Annotated in this window: 13 protein-coding genes; 7 read left to right on the forward strand and 6 right to left on the reverse strand. The window is 70.4% G+C overall.

Translation table 11 applies throughout. The features are described 5' to 3' along the window. Positions 1 to 10 precede the first annotated feature (10 nt). The 5 genes from ACOKM3_RS40130 to ACOKM3_RS40150 all read right to left on the reverse strand — a co-directional run bounded on the left by ACOKM3_RS40130 (position 11) and on the right by ACOKM3_RS40150 (position 6,085). Positions 11 to 616: a sarcosine oxidase subunit gamma gene (locus ACOKM3_RS40130; protein WP_426906223.1), complete on the reverse strand. Its 606-nt coding sequence runs from the start codon at positions 614 to 616 to the stop codon at positions 11 to 13. Then, positions 606 to 3,470: a 2Fe-2S iron-sulfur cluster-binding protein gene (locus ACOKM3_RS40135; protein ID WP_426906224.1), complete on the reverse strand. Its 2,865-nt coding sequence runs from the start codon at positions 3,468 to 3,470 to the stop codon at positions 606 to 608. Before ACOKM3_RS40135 ends, ACOKM3_RS40130 begins: the two co-directional genes overlap by 11 nt. Beyond that, positions 3,467 to 3,775: a sarcosine oxidase subunit delta gene (locus tag ACOKM3_RS40140; RefSeq protein WP_426906225.1), complete on the reverse strand. Its 309-nt coding sequence runs from the start codon at positions 3,773 to 3,775 to the stop codon at positions 3,467 to 3,469. Before ACOKM3_RS40140 ends, ACOKM3_RS40135 begins: the two co-directional genes overlap by 4 nt. A gap of 21 nt (positions 3,776 to 3,796) precedes the next feature. Continuing rightward, positions 3,797 to 5,023 carry a sarcosine oxidase subunit beta family protein gene (locus ACOKM3_RS40145; protein ID WP_426906226.1) on the reverse strand — a complete coding sequence of 409 codons (1,227 nt, stop codon included), beginning with the start codon at positions 5,021 to 5,023 and terminating at the stop codon, positions 3,797 to 3,799. A 156-nt stretch (positions 5,024 to 5,179) separates the two neighbouring features. Continuing rightward, complete coding sequence (locus tag ACOKM3_RS40150; RefSeq protein ID WP_426906227.1) at positions 5,180 to 6,085, reverse strand: LysR family transcriptional regulator; 906 nt, start codon at positions 6,083 to 6,085, stop codon at positions 5,180 to 5,182. A 161-nt stretch (positions 6,086 to 6,246) separates the two neighbouring features. Here ACOKM3_RS40150 and ACOKM3_RS40155 point away from each other — a divergent pair, with 161 nt between their 5' ends. Continuing rightward, positions 6,247 to 8,559, forward strand: coding sequence for an FdhF/YdeP family oxidoreductase (locus tag ACOKM3_RS40155; protein ID WP_426906228.1), 2,313 nt, complete (start codon positions 6,247 to 6,249; stop codon positions 8,557 to 8,559). Here ACOKM3_RS40155 and ACOKM3_RS40160 read toward each other — a convergent pair. Continuing rightward, positions 8,547 to 9,344, reverse strand: a complete 798-nt coding sequence (locus tag ACOKM3_RS40160; protein ID WP_426906229.1) for an IclR family transcriptional regulator — start codon at positions 9,342 to 9,344, stop codon at positions 8,547 to 8,549. The genes ACOKM3_RS40155 and ACOKM3_RS40160 overlap by 13 nt on opposite strands. Before the next feature lie 432 nt (positions 9,345 to 9,776). Between ACOKM3_RS40160 and ACOKM3_RS40165 the strand changes: the two genes are divergently transcribed. The 6 genes from ACOKM3_RS40165 (at position 9,777) to ACOKM3_RS40190 (ending at position 17,050) form a co-directional block, all read left to right on the forward strand. Next, positions 9,777 to 10,862 (forward strand): S-(hydroxymethyl)mycothiol dehydrogenase, encoded by a 1,086-nt coding sequence (locus ACOKM3_RS40165; protein ID WP_426906230.1) that lies wholly within the window; start codon positions 9,777 to 9,779, stop codon positions 10,860 to 10,862. Between the two features lie 117 nt (positions 10,863 to 10,979). Beyond that, the gene (locus tag ACOKM3_RS40170; RefSeq protein WP_426906231.1) at positions 10,980 to 12,113 is read left to right on the forward strand and encodes an aromatic ring-hydroxylating oxygenase subunit alpha; all 1,134 of its coding nucleotides are present in this window, start codon (positions 10,980 to 10,982) and stop codon (positions 12,111 to 12,113) included. A 28-nt stretch (positions 12,114 to 12,141) separates the two neighbouring features. Then, positions 12,142 to 12,462 (forward strand): bifunctional 3-phenylpropionate/cinnamic acid dioxygenase ferredoxin subunit, encoded by a 321-nt coding sequence (locus ACOKM3_RS40175; RefSeq protein WP_327659154.1) that lies wholly within the window; start codon positions 12,142 to 12,144, stop codon positions 12,460 to 12,462. Then, positions 12,459 to 13,652, forward strand: coding sequence for an NAD(P)/FAD-dependent oxidoreductase (locus tag ACOKM3_RS40180; protein ID WP_426906232.1), 1,194 nt, complete (start codon positions 12,459 to 12,461; stop codon positions 13,650 to 13,652). The genes ACOKM3_RS40175 and ACOKM3_RS40180 overlap by 4 nt, the downstream gene beginning before the upstream one ends. Positions 13,653 to 13,764: 112 nt before the next feature. After that, on the forward strand, positions 13,765 to 14,439 hold the full coding sequence (locus ACOKM3_RS40185; protein ID WP_426906233.1) for a GntR family transcriptional regulator: 675 nt from the start codon (positions 13,765 to 13,767) through the stop codon (positions 14,437 to 14,439). 151 nt (positions 14,440 to 14,590) lie between these two features. Beyond that, a complete protein-coding gene (locus ACOKM3_RS40190; protein ID WP_426906234.1) occupies positions 14,591 to 17,050 on the forward strand; it encodes a GcvT family protein in 2,460 nt (819 codons plus the stop codon). Positions 17,051 to 17,128 lie beyond the last annotated feature (78 nt).

Raw genomic sequence — 17,128 nt, forward strand, 5'->3', positions numbered from 1 at the left:
AGGTGTCTCCTCAGCAGTCGACGACGTACTCGGTGCAGGCGTCGGCCAGCCACGCCGCGAGGTATCCGGCGAAGGACGACCGGACGAGCAGCCACACCGCCCGCGGGCCCGCTTCGCGCACCACGAGCGTGACACCGGCCTGCGCGAGCAGCGTGGTGTGGCAGGCGCCCGTGTCGGCTTTGTCCGGCGCGAGATCCAGGGCGCAGCCCTGCGACAGGATCTGCGGCAGCAAGGGGCCCGTGAGGGCGAGGACGGTGCGCTGCGCGGAGGTGTCGGTGACGGTGGCGAACTCCTCGCCGATCGCCGACCGCAGCCCGGCCGTCAGTTCCCCGGCGCGCGTTTCGGGTGCGACCAGGAGCCATTCGTCGGGGCCGAGCCAGAGCGCCTTGACCTCGGCGTCGAGATGGGCGCGGCAGGCGCCGGGCAGTGCGTACCCGAGGTATCCCTCGACGGCGGTGGCCGCCGCGCTGCCCGGTGTCACCCGGAGGGTGAGCTGGGTCAGGAACGGGAGCTCGCGGGCGCTCAGGCCGGTGGGGAGCCGCGGGTCCCAGTCGGCGAGCGGGCTGATGCGTGCGGGGGTGGGCACGGGCGTGTGGGCGGGGGCGTCATCCGTCACGGCGGGCTCCCTCCTTGTCGAAGAGGACGGGTTCGGCGACGGTCACCGGCACGGTGGCGCCGTCGAGCGGGACGTAGAGGGTCTCGCCGACGCGGGCGGCGCCGGAGCGCACGAGCGCCAGGGCGAAGGTGCGCTGCAGGGCGTCGCTGCGGTAGCTGGAGGTGACATGGCCGAGCATCGGGACCGGCGGCGCGGGCACGGCCTCGGTGGCGATGATCTGCGCGCCCTCCGGGAGCAGGGTGCGCTCGTCGGTGGGCAGCAGCGCGACGAGCTGCTTGCGGTCCGGACGCTGGTTCTCGGGCCGGGCGAAGGACCGCTTGCCGACGAAGTCCGGCTTCTTCTTGGAGATCACCCAGTTCATGCCCAGGTCCTGCGGAGTGACCGTGCCGTCGGTGTCCTGCCCGATGATCGGGTACGCCTTCTCGGCGCGCAGCACGTGCATCGTCTCGGTGCCGTACGGGGTGAGGCCGAGCGGCTGCCCGGCGTCGTACAGCGCCTGCCAGACGTGTGTCCCGTACCAGGCCGGGACGTTGACCTCGTACGCGAGCTCGCCGGAGAAGCTGATCCGGCACAGCCGGGCGTCGACGCCCGCGATCACCGTGTCGCGCCAACTCATGAACGGGAACGCCTCGTTGGAGACATCCAGGTCGTCGCCGAGGACCGCGGCGAGCACCTCCCGTGAGCGCGGGCCCACGAGCGGGATCGTCGCCCAGTGCTCGGTCACCGAGGTGAGGTGGACGCGCAGCTCGGGCCACTCCGTCTGGAGCCACTCCTCCATCCACTCAAGAACCTTGGCCGCGTTGCCCGTTGTGGTCGTGACGAGGAACTCGTTCGCCGAGACGCGGATGACCGTGCCGTCGTCGATGGCCATCCCGTCGACGCCGCACATGACCCCGTAGCGGATCCGGCCGGGCTTCAGTGTGGCCATCATGTTCGTGTAGAGCCGGTTGAGCAGCTCGCCCGCGTCCGGTCCCTGCACGCTGATCTTGCCGAGCGTCGAACCGTCCATCATGGCCACGCCGCCCCGCGCCGCGTGGCACTCGCGCCGCACCGCGTCGTCCATCGTCTCGCCGGGCAGCGGGTAGTACCAGGGCCGCTTCCACTGGCCGACGTCCTCGAACAGCGCGCCGTGCCTCTCGTGCCAGGCGTGCAGCGCGGTCACCCGCACCGGGTCGAAAAGATCCCCCCGGTTGCGGCCCGCGAACGCGGCGAACGCGATGGGCTGCACGGGCGGCCGGAAGCCGGTGGTGCCGAGGTCGGCGACCTCCTCGCCGAGCGCCTCGGCGACGATGCCCGAGGTGAGGATCCCGGACGTACGGCCCTGGTCGTGCGCCGTGCCGATGGTGGTGTAGCGCTTCACGTGCTCGACGGAGCGGAGCCCGGCGTGGGTGGCCCGGAACACGTCGCTGACGAGGGCGTCGCGTTGCAGGTCGACGAACTGCGCCGAACCGTCCACGCCGTCCCGAGGGCTGGGCACACGCCACAACACCGCGCTGGGGGAAGGGAGTTCGGTGGCGGCCGCCGGAACGCCGAGCGGCGCGACCGTGATGCCGAGCGCCTCCAGCGCCGTGGCGGTCGCTGCGATACCGCTGCCGAGGCACTCCCCGAGCGTGCGCAGACCGTCCGCCGCACCCGCCGTCCGTACGGTCGGGAGTGCCTCGGTGGGCACGAACGTGGCGAGCTCCGCGTCGTAGCGCAGCTTCCCGCGCGCCTGGCTGAACAGGGCCACGGCCGGATTCCAGCCGCCGGAGACGAGCAGCACGTCGCAGTCGACGCCGTGCCGCCGGGCGCCGTCCGCCGAACGCCGGGCGATGTGCGCGCGGGAGATGCGCTCGCCGCCGCTGGTCCCGGTGACGACATGGTCGCGGTGCAGCGGGATGCCGCGCTCTGCCAGCGCCCCGGCGAGCCGGGCGGGGACGGTCGGCCGCGCGTCGACCACGGCGGCGAACTCCACACCCGCGTCCGCGAGTTCGAGCACCGTGTCGTAAGCGGAGTCGTTCGTCGTGAAGACGGCGGCCCGGCGGCCGACGAGGACGCCGTACCGGCCGAGGTATGTACGGGCCGCGGAGGCGAGCATGATGCCGGGGCGGTCGTTGTCGTCGAAGGCGATCGGCCGCTCGGTGGCGCCGGTCGTGTGCACGACCTGCTCGGCCCGGATGCGCCACACCCGCTGCCGGGACACGTGGCTCGGAGCCGCGGCGCCGAGGTGGTCGGTGCGCTTCTCCAGGGCGAGGACGAGGTTGTCGTCGTAGTGGCCGAAGGCGGTGGTGCGGGTCAGGACGGTCACGTTCCCGGACTCCGCGAGCCGCCGCGTGACCGAGTCCACCCACTCCTGTGCGGGCCGGCCGTCGACGGTCTCCCGCGTGCCGAGCAGGCTGCCGCCGAGCTCCGGTGCGCTGTCGACGAGGACGACCCGGACCCCGGCGTCGGACGCGGCGAGCGCGGCCGCGAGACCGGCCGGGCCCGCGCCGACGACCAGCAGCTCGGCGTACAGGTGCCGCGCGTCGTAGCGGGCGGGATCGGCCTCACCGGCGAGCCGCCCCTGGCCGCCGAGACCGCGCGCCACCAGCCCGTCGTAGAGCTCGACCGTCGTGGCGGTGAGCATCGGCTCGGGGAACGGCGCCTCGATCTGCACGAGGGCGTTGGGCTCCTCGACACCGGCGGCCAGGATGCCGCGCGGGCGGCCGTACTTGATGCTCGTCGCCACCCGATGCACACCGTTCGCGAGCAGCGCGGAGGCGAGGGTGTCTCCGGGGTGTCCGGTGTACGGCGTTCCGTCGAAGACGAAGTCCAGCGTGGTGGAGCGGTCGACGCGCCCGTACGTGTCGCAGGAGGTGCGGAAGGGAGTGCTCATGCGGTCGCCTCCTGGCGCTCTCGCGCGGCGGTGCCGAGCGGGTTCGGGGACCCCACGGGGTACACGGTCAGGAACTCGTAACTCACGGTGTCGCGCACGGCGTTGAACCAGCGGCGGCAGCCCGCCGTGTGCGCCCACCGCTCCGCGAAGGGACCCTTGGGGTTGTCGCGGAAGAAGACGTACTGGGCCCACTGCTCGTCGTCGAGCGCGTGCGGGTCGGCGGGGTGCTCGACGTGCGCCTGGCCGCCGTAGTGGAACTCGGTCTCCTCGCGCGGCCCGCACCAGGGGCAGGGGATGAGCTGCATGGGTCTCTCCTAGGAAGGGGCTCAGTGCGCGACGGCGGCGGCGCCGTGCTCGTCGACGAGGGCGCCGGTCGTGAACCGGTCGAGGGTGAACGGCGCGTTGGTGTCATGGGGTCCACCGGTCGCGATGGTGTGCGCGTACGCCCAGCCGACACCCGGCGTCGCCTTGAAACCGCCGGTTCCCCAGCCGCAGTTGAGGTACAGGTCCTCGACCGGGGTCAGCCCGACGATGGGGGAGGCGTCCGGGGTGGTGTCGACGATGCCGCCCCAGGTGCGCAGCATGTGGGCGCGCGCGAACACCGGGAACAGCTCCAGGGCGGCGGCCATCTGCCGCTCGATGATGTGGAAGGCGCCGCGCTGCCCGTACCCGTTGTAGCTGTCGATGCCCGCGCCCATGACGAGTTCGCCCTTGTGCGCCTGGGACACGTACACATGCACCGCGTTGGACATCACGACGGTCGGGTGCACGGGCTCCAGCAGCTCCGACACCAGCGCCTGCAGCGGGTGGCTCTGCAGTGGCAGCCGCAGCCCGACCATCTGCGCGAGGACGGAGGTGTGTCCGGCCGCCGCGAGCGCGACCTTCCCGGCGCCGATCCGGCCCCGGGTGGTCCGCACCCCGGTGACCCGGCCCCCGCTCACATCGATGCCGGTGACCTCGCAGTTCTGGATGAGGTCGATGCCGTACGCGTCACAGCGGCGGGCGAAGCCCCATGCCACGTAGTCGTGCTTGGCGATGCCCGCGCGCGGCTGGTACGTGGCGCCGTGCACCGGATAGCGCACGTCCGGGCTGGTGTTGACGATCGGGCACACCTTGGCGACCTCGTCCGGCTCCAGCCACTCGGCGTCGATGCCGTTGAGCTGGTTCGCGTACACCCGGCGCTTGCTGTCGCGGACGTCCTGGAGGTTGTGCGCGAGGTTGAGGACGCCGCGCTGGCTGAACAGGATCGGGTAGTCGAGGTCCTGCTCCAGCGTCTCCCACAGCTTGAGCGAGCTTTCGTAGATGCCCGAGCTCTCGTCCCACAGATAGTTGGAACGGATGATGGTGGTGTTGCGGGCCATGTTGCCGCCGGCCAGCCACCCCTTCTCCAGGACGGCGATGTTCGTGATGCCGTGGTTCTTGGCGAGGTAGTACGCCGTCGCCAGGCCGTGTCCGCCGCCCCCGACGATCACGACGTCGTAGGACTTCTTCGGATCGGCGTTGCGCCACAGGAAGTCGGGGTGGTCGGGCAGGTCGTGTGCGTCGGGGGTCATGAGGACTCCTTGAAAACCGACTGGTGACGCTCTGATATATCAGCGGCGGGTCGTCGTCACCGTAGCCAGCGCCTCAGGGGCGCGTCAATGGTGTCCGGAGGGGGAAAACAAGCCTGTAACCGCCGTGCCGGAGCGGCGAGTTGCGGCGGCTGGCGCTCAGCCCGGCAGCACGTCCAGGACCGTGTGCATCCGCGAGGCGCGGGCCAGGTCCGCGAGCGCCTGCTCCATCACCGACAGCGGATCGCGCGGCGGCAGCAGCAGACCGATCCGCGCGCTGCGCCGCGGACCGTGCAGCGGCACGGCCTCCATCCCTGCGGGGATCCCGAAGACGTGCAGCCACGTGTGCGGGATGATGCTCGACCACTGGCCCGTGCGCACATGCGCGATCAGCGAGGCGATGGAGTCCGTCTCGACGCGCGGCGCCACCGACAGGGACAGCTCCGCGAACACGTCGTCCAGGACCCGGCGCCCCAGCATCCGCGGATGCAGCAGACACAGCGGCAGCGCGGCCGCCTGGGCCCAGCTGATCTCCTGCGCCGAGCGCTCCGGATCCTCCTGGGTGAGCACGACATAGCGCTCCCGGTACAGCGGCACGAACGGCAGATCCAGGGTGCGGCTGTGGTACGAGACCGCGCCGTGCAGCTCGAAGGCGCGCAGCCGGCGCACGATGTCGTCACCCTGGAGATCGGCCTGGACGTTCACCGTGGTGTGCGGGTTGGCCGCGCAGAACGGCTGTGTGAGCAGGGCGACCGCGCCGACCGCCGTGGGCACCGCGCCGAGCCGCAGCTCACCGCTCAGCCCTTCGCGCAGCGCCGCGAGCCCCGACCGCATCGCGTCCCGGTCCGCGAGCATCCGGCGGGCCCACACGACGACCTGCTCGCCCTCCGCCGTCAGACCCTCGAAGCGCCGGCCGCGCCGCACCAGCGGCACCCCCAGCTCCGTCTCCAGCTTGCGGATGCCCTCGGACAGCGTCGGCTGCGACACGAAGCACTGCTCGGCGGCCTTGGCGAAGTGGCCGGTGCCGGTCAGCGCGACGAGGTATTCGAGCTGTCGCAGGAGCACGGTCCCACCCCCTTCCCGGCCGACTTCGGTGGATTGTGTCCGCCCGTGATCGTAGCTGCCTATCAACGATCGGACTTTCCGCTTTGACCGTGGGCGGAGCGTGGACGAATGCTGGGCGACGGGGGCGTGCCGGCTCCCGGTGAGTCGGAAACGTAGAGGTGATGGGCGTGCGCGCGATCGAAGAGCCCGAAGAGGATCTTTCCCTGAGCAAGCCCAAGACCTGGGCCACCGGGGCGCCCGCCGTGGCCCATGCGCTCCAGTACGCCCTGAGCCAGACCTCGCCCAAGCGCACCGCCCTCACCCTGCTCAACATCAACCAGGACGGCGGCATCGACTGCCCGGGCTGTGCCTGGCCCGAGGGCGCACCGGACAAGCGGCACCGCAACGAGTACTGCGAGAACGGCGCCAAGCACATCGCCGACGAGGCCACCACCCGCCGCGTGACCCGCGAGTTCTTCGCCGAGCACCCGGTCAGCGAGCTCGCGGAGGCCTCCGACTACTGGCTCAACCAGCAGGGCCGGCTGACCGAGCCCATGGTCAAGTACCCGGACAGCGACCACTACGAGCCGATCGGCTGGGACGGCGCGCTCGACCTGCTCGCCGACGAGCTGAACGGCCTGGACAGCCCCGACGAGGCGCTGTTCTACACCTCGGGCCGGCTCGCCAACGAGCCCGCGTTCCTGCTCCAGCTCTTCGCGCGCGCCTTCGGCACCAACAACCTGCCCGACTGCTCCAACCTGTGCCACGAGTCCAGCGGCTCGGCCCTGGGCGAGACGCTGGGCATCGGCAAGGGCAGCGTCAGCCTCGACGACCTGCACAACAGCGACCTGGTCTTCGTCGTCGGCCAGAACCCCGGCACCAACCACCCCCGGATGCTGACGGCCCTGGAGGAGACCAAGCGGCGCGGCGGGAAGATCGTCGCGGTCAACCCGCTGCCCGAGGCGGGGCTGCTGCGCTTCAAGCACCCGCAGAAGGCGCGGGGTGTCATCGGCAGGGGCACCGAGATCGCCGACCAGTTCCTGCAGATCCGGCCGGGCGGCGACCTCGCCCTCTTCCAGGCGCTGAACCTGCTGCTCCTCGAGGCCGAGGACAAGGCGCCCGGCACGGTCCTCGACCGCGAGTTCATCGACGCCCACACCTCGGGCTACGAGGTCTTCACCGACAATATCCGCGGCCTCGACTGGGCGGAGGTCCTCAAGGCCACCGGCCTGACGCGCGAGGAGATCGAGCAGGTCCACCAGCGGGTGCTCGGCGCCAAGAACGTCATCGTGTGCTGGGCCATGGGCCTGACCCAGCACAAGCACGGCGTCCCCACCATCCGCGAAGTCGTCAACTTCCTTCTGCTGCGCGGAAACATCGGCAGGCCCGGCGCCGGCGTCTGCCCGGTGCGCGGCCACAGCAATGTGCAGGGCGACCGCACCATGGGCGTGTGGGAGCGCATGCCGCAGTCGTTCCTCGACGCCCTGGAGAAGGAATTCGACTTCGCCCCGCCCACCCGGCACGGGGCCGACGCGGTCGACGCGATCCGGGCCATGCGCGACGGGCGGGCCCACGTGTTCGTCGGGGTGGCAGGCAATTTCGTCCGCGCCACACCCGACAGCGACGTGACCGAACGCGCCCTGCGCAATTGCCGGTTGACGGCCCACATCTCCACCAAACTGAATCGCTCGCACGCCGTGTGCGGCCGCACCGCGCTGATACTTCCCACGCTGGGGCGCAGCGACCGCGACATTCAGTCGGGCGGTGAGCAGTTCATGACGGTCGAGGACTCGATGAGCGATGTGCACGCCACCCGCGGCCGGCTCGCGCCCGCGTCACCCGCGCTGCTCAGCGAGGTGTCCATCATCAGCAGGCTCGCCCGCAGGACCCTCGGCGAGCGGCACGGGATCACCTGGCAGGCATTCGAGAACGACTACGACACCATTCGGGAGCACATCGCGAACGTGGTGCCGGGATTCGACGACTTCAACCGGCGCGTGCGGGAGCCGGGCGGCTTCAACCTGCCGAACCCCGTCAACAAGCGCGTCTTCCGGACGGCGAGCGGCACCGCCGTCTTCACCGCGAACACCTTCACCGGGCTCACCGCGCCACCCGGCCACCTGATCCTGCAGACGCTGCGCTCGCACGACCAGTGGAACACCATCCCGTACGCGATGGACGACCGGTACCGCGGCGTCAAGGGCGCGCGGCGCGTCGTCCTGGCGAACGCGGAGGACCTCGCCGAACTCGGTATCGAGGAGGGGAGTCTGGTCGACCTGATCAGCGTGTGGACCGATGGCAGCGAACGCAGGGCGCCCGCGTTCCGCGTCGTCGGCTACCCGACGCCCCGGGGCTCCGCGGCCGCCTACTACCCGGAGACCAACGTCCTCGTCCCGCTGGACAGCGTCGCGGAGAAGAGCAACACCCCCACGTCCAAGGCCGTGATCATCCGGATGGAACCGGCCGAGGGGGACGGCCCCGGTCAGTCGAGGTAGCCCATCTTGCGGCTGATGTCCTGCGCGCTCCGCAGCAGCGTGGGGGAGAGCTCGTGCATCCGCTCCTCGGAGAACCGGTAGGCGGGACCCGAGGCGCTGATCGCGGCGATGACTTCACCCTGGGCATTTCTGATGGGTGCGGCCATTCCGTGCAACCCGAGCTCCAATTCCTCGAGCGTCACCGCATATCCGCGCTCAAGCGTCTGCGCGAGATCCCTCTCGAGCTTTCCCTTGGCGGTCAGGGTGTGCGGTGTCATCTTTTTCATGTGGGAGGCGGCCAGCATTTCCGCGCGCTCCCGTTCCGGTACATGAGCGAGCAATATTTTTCCACTGGATGTGGCATGCATCGGGGTGAGCTGGCCGACCCAATTGTGCGTGCTGACCGCCATCGGGCCGCGCACCTGGAGGACGTTCACCGCATAATGTTCCTGCAGAATTGCGATGTTGACGGCCTCGCCGAATTCCTCCGCGAGCTGCTCGCAGAACGGGCGCGCCTGCTGTGTCACATCGAAATTGTCGGTGACCGAGCTGGCCAGGCGTACGATGCCGAAACCGATCCGGTACTTGCCCCGGTCGCCCGACTGCTCGACCAGATCGCGCGCCTCCAGCGCGCCCAGCAGACGGAATGCCGTCGACTTGTGCACGTCGATTTCCGCGGCGATCTCGCTGACGCCTGCTTCCCCACGCCGGGCGAGAATCTCCAGAACGCTCACGGCACGGTCGACGGACTGCACTCCGGCGCCCGACGAGCCCGTTGTCTCACTGTCTGCGTCATGCTTTCTCATGGCGCGACTATAGGCGCTGGCCGCGGGCGGGCGGCAGGGCGATGCGGAAGCGGATCTTCGGCCCCATCTTCACGCTCGTCTCCTATAAGTGGTGCCTCCTGAATTAGGGCATGGAAAGCCCTTCTAGCCACTTCTGCTACCCGGGACCGCGGAAGTCATGCGCCGCGTGTGGCGTCTCGATGCCCGCCGGGTGCACCGGGGGCGACCCGCGCGCGGCGGCGTCAACTGGCGCTCCGACGTGCGGGTTTGAGGTGTCGCGCGACAGATCTCAGATGCCCCTTGACACGCGCCGTCGACGGAGACGACAGTTTGGGCGTTGCGTAGAACGCGTCAAGGTTCTTCATGCGCAACAGAGTTCGGCTCTCCTGAACAGCTCCTCCACAGCCCCTACGGCTCATCTGCCTCCCTCGACAGACCCCAAGGAGCTCAACCGTGACTCACGAGGTACGCGCGGTGGTCGCCCGCAAGCAGGGCGCCCCCGTCTCCGTGGAAACGATCCTGGTCCCGGAGCCAGGACCGGGGGAGGCGCTGGTGCAGGTAAGGGCCTGCGGCGTCTGCCACACCGATCTGCACTACCGGGAGGGCGGGATCGGCGACGCGTTCCCGTTCCTGCTCGGCCACGAGGCCGCCGGCGTCGTCGAGTCCGTCGGCGACGGGGTCACCGACGTGGCGCCCGGCGACTTCGTGATTCTCAACTGGCGTGCCGTGTGCGGCAGTTGTCGGGCCTGTCGGCGCGGCCGGCCCTGGTACTGCTTCGACACGCACAATGCCACGCAGCCCATGACCCTCCTCGACGGCACCACGCTCTCGCCCGCGCTCGGCATCGGCGCGTTCGCCGAGAAGGCCCTCGTCGCCGCCGGGCAGTGCACCAAGGTCGACCGGTCCGCGACGGCCGCCGCGGCGGGCCTGCTCGGCTGCGGCGTCATGGCGGGCTTCGGTGCCGCGGTCAACACCGGCGGTGTCGGCAGGGGCGACTCGGTGGCCGTCATCGGCTGCGGGGGCGTCGGGATCGCGGCGATCGCCGGGGCGAAGGTGGCCGGGGCCGCCCGGATCATCGCCGTGGACATCGACGAGCGGAAGCTGGCGAAGGCCGAGCGGTTCGGTGCCACCGACACCGTCGACTCCTCCAGGACCGACCCCGTCGAGGCGGTGCGCTCCCTCACCGGCGGCTTCGGCGCGGACGTCGTCGTGGAGGCCGTGGGCCGCCCCGAGACCTACCAACAGGCCTTCTACGCCCGCGACTTGGCGGGCACGGTGGTCCTCGTGGGCGTGCCCACCCCCGAGATGAAACTGGAACTGCCGCTCGCCGACGTCTTCGGGCGCGGCGGCGCCCTCAAGTCCTCCTGGTACGGCGACTGCCTGCCCTCCCGCGACTTCCCCGCCCTCATCGACCTCTACCTCCAGGGGCGCTTCGACCTCGGCGCGTTCGTCAGCGAGGAGATCGGCCTGGACGAGGTGGAGTCCGCGTTCGACGCCATGCGCCGCGGAGACGTACTGCGCTCAGTGGTGACGCTGTGAGCGCGGGGCCCGCCTCTGCGCACGGGGCCCTCTGAGTCCCCACAGAACACACCACACAACTCGCTTCGCTTCGGCACCTGCCGCATGTCCGTACGACATCTACCGAGGTGACTCCTGATGAGCATCACGAGCCTGCCCCCGAGTCTGATCTCCACGCTTCCCGGCGACTACTACACCGACCCGCAGATCTTCGAGCGGGAGCAGGAGCGCATCTTCGAGTCCATGTGGTTCTGCGTGAGCCGGGCCTCCGACCTCACCAAGCCGGGCAGCTTCCGCACATATCGAGTGGGGCGCGAGAGCGTCCTCGTCGCCCGCTCCCGCGACGGCTCCGTCCGCGCGTTCCTCAACATCTGCCGGCACCGCGGCGCCAAGCTGTGCACCGAGGAGTCCGGCGAGGTCAGGCGGAACTTCCAGTGCCCGTACCACGCCTGGACCTACGGCCTCGACGGCAAGCTGATCGCCGCACCCAACCTGACGTCGATGCCGGACATCGACCGCACCGAATACGGCCTGGTCTCCGTGCACGTCAGGGAATGGCTCGGGTACGTGTGGGTGTGCCTGGCCGAGCAGCCGCCCTCCTTCGAGGACGAGGTGATCGGCGCGGTCAGCGAACGCCTCGGCGCCGCCGACGCCATTGAGAGCTACGCGATCGAGGACCTCGGCCTCGGCAAGCGCATCACGTACGACGTCCGGGCGAACTGGAAACTCATCATCGAGAACTTCATGGAGTGTTATCACTGCGCCACCATCCACCCCGAACTCACCGAAGTCCTCCCGGAGTTCAAGGACGGACTGGCCGCCCAGTACTTCGTCGGCCACGGCGCCGAGTTCGCCGAAGAGGCCAGGGGCTTCACCGTCGACGGCTCCGAGGGACTCGACCGCATCCCCTCGGTCACCGAAGAGCAGGACCGGCGCTACTACGCGATCACCGTGCGGCCCCAGGTCTTCATCAACCTGGTCCCGGACCACGTGATCCTTCACCGGATGTACCCGATCTCCCACGACCGCACGATCGTCGAGTGCGACTGGCTCTATCTGCCGCACGTCGTGGGAAGCGGAACCGACGTCGAGCGCTCCGTCGAACTGTTCCACCGCGTCAACCAGCAGGACTTCGACGCCTGCGAGCGCACCCAGCCCGCGATGAGTTCACGCGCCTACGCCAAGGGCGGCGTCCTCGTCCCCAGCGAACACCACATCGGCGAGTTCCACGCCTGGCTCCAGGCCCGGCTCGGCACACAGCGCGCCAACTGACCGTCCATTTGTTTCCTGGAGGTTCCCCATGATCCCGGTGTGCCGCATCGAAGATCTGCCCCCTGGCGAGTCCATCCGCGTGACCGAGGGAGTGCCGGCCCCCGTCGCCGTCTTCAACGCCGACGGCACGGTGTACGCCATCGACGACACCTGCACCCACCAGGACGCCTCGCTCGCCGACGGCTTCCTCGAGGGCTGCTTCGTCGAATGCCCCCTGCACGAGGCGTCGTTCGACCTGCGAAACGGCCGCCCGACCTGCCCGCCCGCCAAGACGCCCGTCCGCACTCACCACGTCACCGTCCAGGACGGTCAGGTCCTGCTTCACGTCACCGTTGGGGAGCCCGCATGAAGCACATCACTGTCGTCGGAGCCTCGCTCGCCGGCCTCGGCGCCGTCCGGTCGCTGCGCTCCGAGGGATACGACGGAGGGATCACCGTCGTAGGAGAGGAACTGCACCGCCCCTACGACCGCCCGCCCCTGTCCAAGGCCTACCTCAAGGGCGAGGTCACGGCCGACGCCCTCGAACTCGGTGACGCCGAGGAGTACGAACAGCTCGGAATCCACTGGGAGTTGGGCGAACGCGCGGTACACCTGGACTGCTCCACCACATCCGTCATCCTCGCCAACGGGCGCAGGATCGACACCGACGGCGTCGTGGTCGCCACCGGCTCGACCGCCCGCCGCCTCCCCGGCACCGACGGACTCGCCGGTGTCCACACCCTGCGCACCCTGGACGACGCCCGGAGCCTGCGCGCCGAACTGCTGAGCGGGGCGCCCCGGATGGTGGTCATCGGCGCCGGGTTCATCGGGGCCGAAGTCGCCGCCACCGCCCACCACTTGGGCCTCGACGTCACCGTGGTCGAGGCGCTCGACACCCCGCTGGAACGCCAGCTGGGCGCCGAGATGGGGCGTGTCTGCGCCTCCCTCCACACCGACCACGGCGTACGCCTGCTGTGCGGCACCGGAGTGGCGGGGCTGGAGAGCGGCGGCGGCCGGGTCACCGGGGTGCGGCTCACGGACGGGCGGCTGCTGCCCGCGGACATCGTGCTCGTCGGGGTGGGCGCCCGGCCGGTCGACGACTGGCTCGCCGACTCCGGTGTGTGGGTCGACAACGGCGTGGTGTGCGACGCGGGCGGCGCCTCCAGCGTCCCCAACGTCGTCGCCGTCGGGGACGTGGCCCGCCGCCCGCACCCCTTCACCGGCCGGCACGCCCGCATCGAGCACTGGTCGAACGCCGCGGAGTCGGCCGCCACCGCGGCCCGCACGCTGCTCACCGGCGAGTCCGCGATCCCGCGGGCCACCCCGCCGTCCTTCTGGTCCGACCAGTACGACGTCCGCATCCAACTCGCGGGCCGCGTCGGCCCCGGCGCCGAGGTCGAACTCGTCGAGGGGTCCTACGAGAGCCGGTCCTTCGCGGCCCTCTACAAGGAGGACGGGGTGCCCACCGCGGTCCTCGCCATGAACCGCTCCAAGATCTTCAACCGCCTGCGCCGCACCCTGGTCCCCGCCACGGAAACGATCGCGCCCGCCGCCGTCTGACGGGCCCCGCCACCATGCCTGCGCCTCTCCCGCCGCTCCGCACCCCTGATATATCAATGCAGGGATGCGGTACGGTGAGGTCTCATCGCGGACACGTCAGGGGAGGGGCGAGATGGCATCCGTACCTGCCGCCGGGGGCCAGTCGCACGGCGCGACACTGGCCGACCAGGCGTACCAGGAGATCACGGACCGACTCGTCACCCTGCAGATCCGCCCCGGCGAACCCGTCCACGACGGACGCCTCGCCGCCGACCTCGGCCTCGGCCGCACCCCGGTCCGCGAGGCCCTCAAGCGCCTGGAGATCGAGCGGCTCATCGTCGCCTTCCCCCGGCGCGGCACCTTCGCCACCGAAGTACAGATCGCCGACCTCGGCCACATCTCCGAAGTGCGCCAGGAACTCGAACCGCTCGCCGCCGCGCGCGCCAGCAAGCGGGCCACCGCGGCGGACCGGGAACGGCTGCGCGAACTGCTCACCCGCGTGGAGGAGGAGTCGCAGGGCGCGCCGGAACACGGCGAGATCGGCCTGCTCCGCCTCGACATGGCGGTGCACCGCGCCGTCTACGCGGTCACGTACAACCCGTACCTCGAAGCCACGCTGGTCAACTACGACAACCTCGCCACCCGGATCTGGTGCCTGTTCATCGACCGCCTGTCCGGACTCGAGCAACACGTGCACGAACACGGCCAGTTGCTGCGGGCCGTCATCGACGGCGACGAGGCCAAGGCCTCGGCCGTGGCCGCCGAGCACGTGGAGAACTTCGAGCGCGCGATCCGCTCGATCATCTGACGCCGCGGGTTCAGGACGCGCCTTCGCACCGGACGGGCCGCGGCGAGGTGCTGCGCTCGGCCGTCCACCTCTGACGACACCACCACCTCTGAACCCTCCCATGCCCTCCCACGACCCCCTCGCGCACCCTTGAACTCCCGGAGGACCCACCATGAACTCGCAGTCTTCGCAGCCCAAGGTGGTCATCATCGGAGCCGGAATCGTCGGCTGCTCCCTCAGTGACGAGCTCACCGCACTCGGCTGGACGGACGTCACCGTCCTCGAGCAGGGCCCCCTCTTCGCGACCGGCGGGTCCAGCTCGCACGCCCCCGGCCTGGTCTTCCAGACCAGCCCCTCCAAGACCATGACCGAGTTCGCCCGCTACACCGTCGAGAAGACGAGCGCCCTCGACCTCGACGGTGACTGGTGCTACCGGCAGGTCGGCGGCCTGGAGATCGCCACAACTCCCGAGCGCCTGCGGGAACTTGAGCGCCGGCACGGCTGGCTCACCTCCTGGGGCGTCGAGAGCCACCTCCTCGACGCGGACGAGTCCGCCAAGCTCCACCCGCTGCTCGACCCCGGCGCCATCCTCGGCGGCTACCACATCCCCAGTGACGGCCTCGCCAAGGCGCTGCGGATCGGTGAGGCACAGGCCCGCCGCGCCCTCGCCCGCAGCGCCACCTTCCTCGGCCACCACACCGTCACCGACATCGAGACATCCGGCGGAGCCGTCAGCGCCGTCGTCACCGACCGCGGCACCTTCCCCGCGGACATCGTCGTCTCCTGCGCCGGATTCTGGGGCCCGCGCATCGGCCGCATGGTGGGCCAGGACGTGCCGCTCGTCCCCATGGGCCACCAGTACGCCACCACCACCCCGATCACCGAACTCAAGGGCCGCAACAGCCAGTTGGACGAGGCCAACCTGCCCATCCTCCGCAACCAGGACGCCGGCCTCTACTACCGTGAACTCGTCGACCGGATCGGCATCGGCTCCTACGCCCACCGTCCCATGCCCCTGTCGCCCGACGACGTCGCCCACCCCGCGGACAGCCCGGACCAGCCCTCGAAGCTGGACTTCACGAAGGCCGACTTCGAGGGCGCCTGGGCCGACACCCGCAGGCTGCTGCCCGCACTGAACGACGCGGACATCGCCGACGGCTTCAACGGCCTGTTCTCGTTCACCGTCGACGGCATGCCCCTGATCGGCGAGTCCCCGACCGTGTCCGGCTTCTGGCTGGCCGAAGCGGTGTGGGTGACCCACTCGGCGGGCGTCGCCAGGGCCGTCGCGAAGTGGATGGTCGAGGGCAGGCCCGGCATCGATGTCCACGGCTGCGACATCAACCGCTTCGAGGACGTCCAGCTCGCCCCCGACTACGTGCACGAGCGCAGCTGCCAGAGCTTCTCCGAGGTCTACGACATCATCCACCCGCTCCAGCCGCCGGACCGCCCCCGCCCGCTGCGCGTGAGCCCCTTCCACATACGCCAGCAGGAGCTCGGAGCCGTGTTCCTGGAAGGTGCGGGCTGGGAGCGCCCGCACTGGTACGAGGCCAACGCAGACCTCCCCGAGGTGTCCCACATCAGCGAGCGGAACGAGTGGGCGGCCCGCTTCTGGTCGCCCGTCGCCGGCGCCGAGGCACTGATCACCCGCGAGCGGGTGGCGATGTACGACATGACCCCGCTCAAGCGCCTGGAGGTCACGGGCCCGGGCGCCCTGACGTTCCTTCAGGGCCTGTCGACGAACCAGCTGGACAAGGCAGTCGGCGCGGTGACGTACACCCTGCTCCTCGACGAGGCGGGCGGCGTGCTGAGCGACCTCACCGTCGCCCGGCTCGCACAGGACCGTTTCCAGGTCGGCGCCAACAGCAACCTCGACCTCGCCTGGCTGCGCCGCCACTTGCCCGCCGACGGCACGGTGCAGGTCCGCGACATCACGGCAGGCACCTGCTGCATCGGCGTGTGGGGTCCACGCGCCCGCGACCTCGTGCAGCCCCTCACCGACGCCGATTTCTCGCACGAGAACTTCGGCTACTTCAAGGCGAAGCAGGCCTTCATCGGGGACGTCCCGGTGACCGCGATGCGCCTGTCCTACGTCGGTGAACTGGGCTGGGAGCTGTACACCACCGCCGATCTGGGCCTGCGCCTGTGGGACACACTCTGGCGGGCCGGACAGGACCACGGGGTGATCGCGGCGGGCCGCAGCGCCTTCAACTCCCTGCGTCTGGAGAAGGGTTACCGGGCCTGGGGCCACGACATGACCAGCGAGCACAACCCCTACGAGGCCGGTGTCGGCTTCGCCGTCCGCAAGAAGAAGGGCGACTTCGTGGGCCGCGAGGCGATCGTCGACGTCACCAAGGACACGGTGGACCGCCGCCTCACCGCCCTCCTGATCGAGGACGACCGCTCGGTGGTCATGGGCCACGAACCGGTCCACGTGCACGGCCGGCCCTGCGGCTACGTCACCAGCGCCGCGTACGGCTACACCCTCGGCCGCCCGATCGCCTACGCCTGGCTCCCGGCCGAACACGCGGAACCCGGAACACGAGTGGAGGTCGGCTACTTCGGCGACCGCGTGCCGGCGACGACGGCGGCGGAGCCGCTGTTCGACCCGGAGATGACGCGGATCCGCCGGTGAGCGGGGCCGCGACGTCGACGTAGCCGTCGGTGGCAGACCTGCGCGCCTGCCACCAGATCGGCGGCCGGGCGGCGCCCG

The sequence above is a fragment of the Streptomyces nidicola genome (genome assembly GCF_050106155.1).
Lineage (GTDB): Bacteria > Actinomycetota > Actinomycetes > Streptomycetales > Streptomycetaceae > Streptomyces.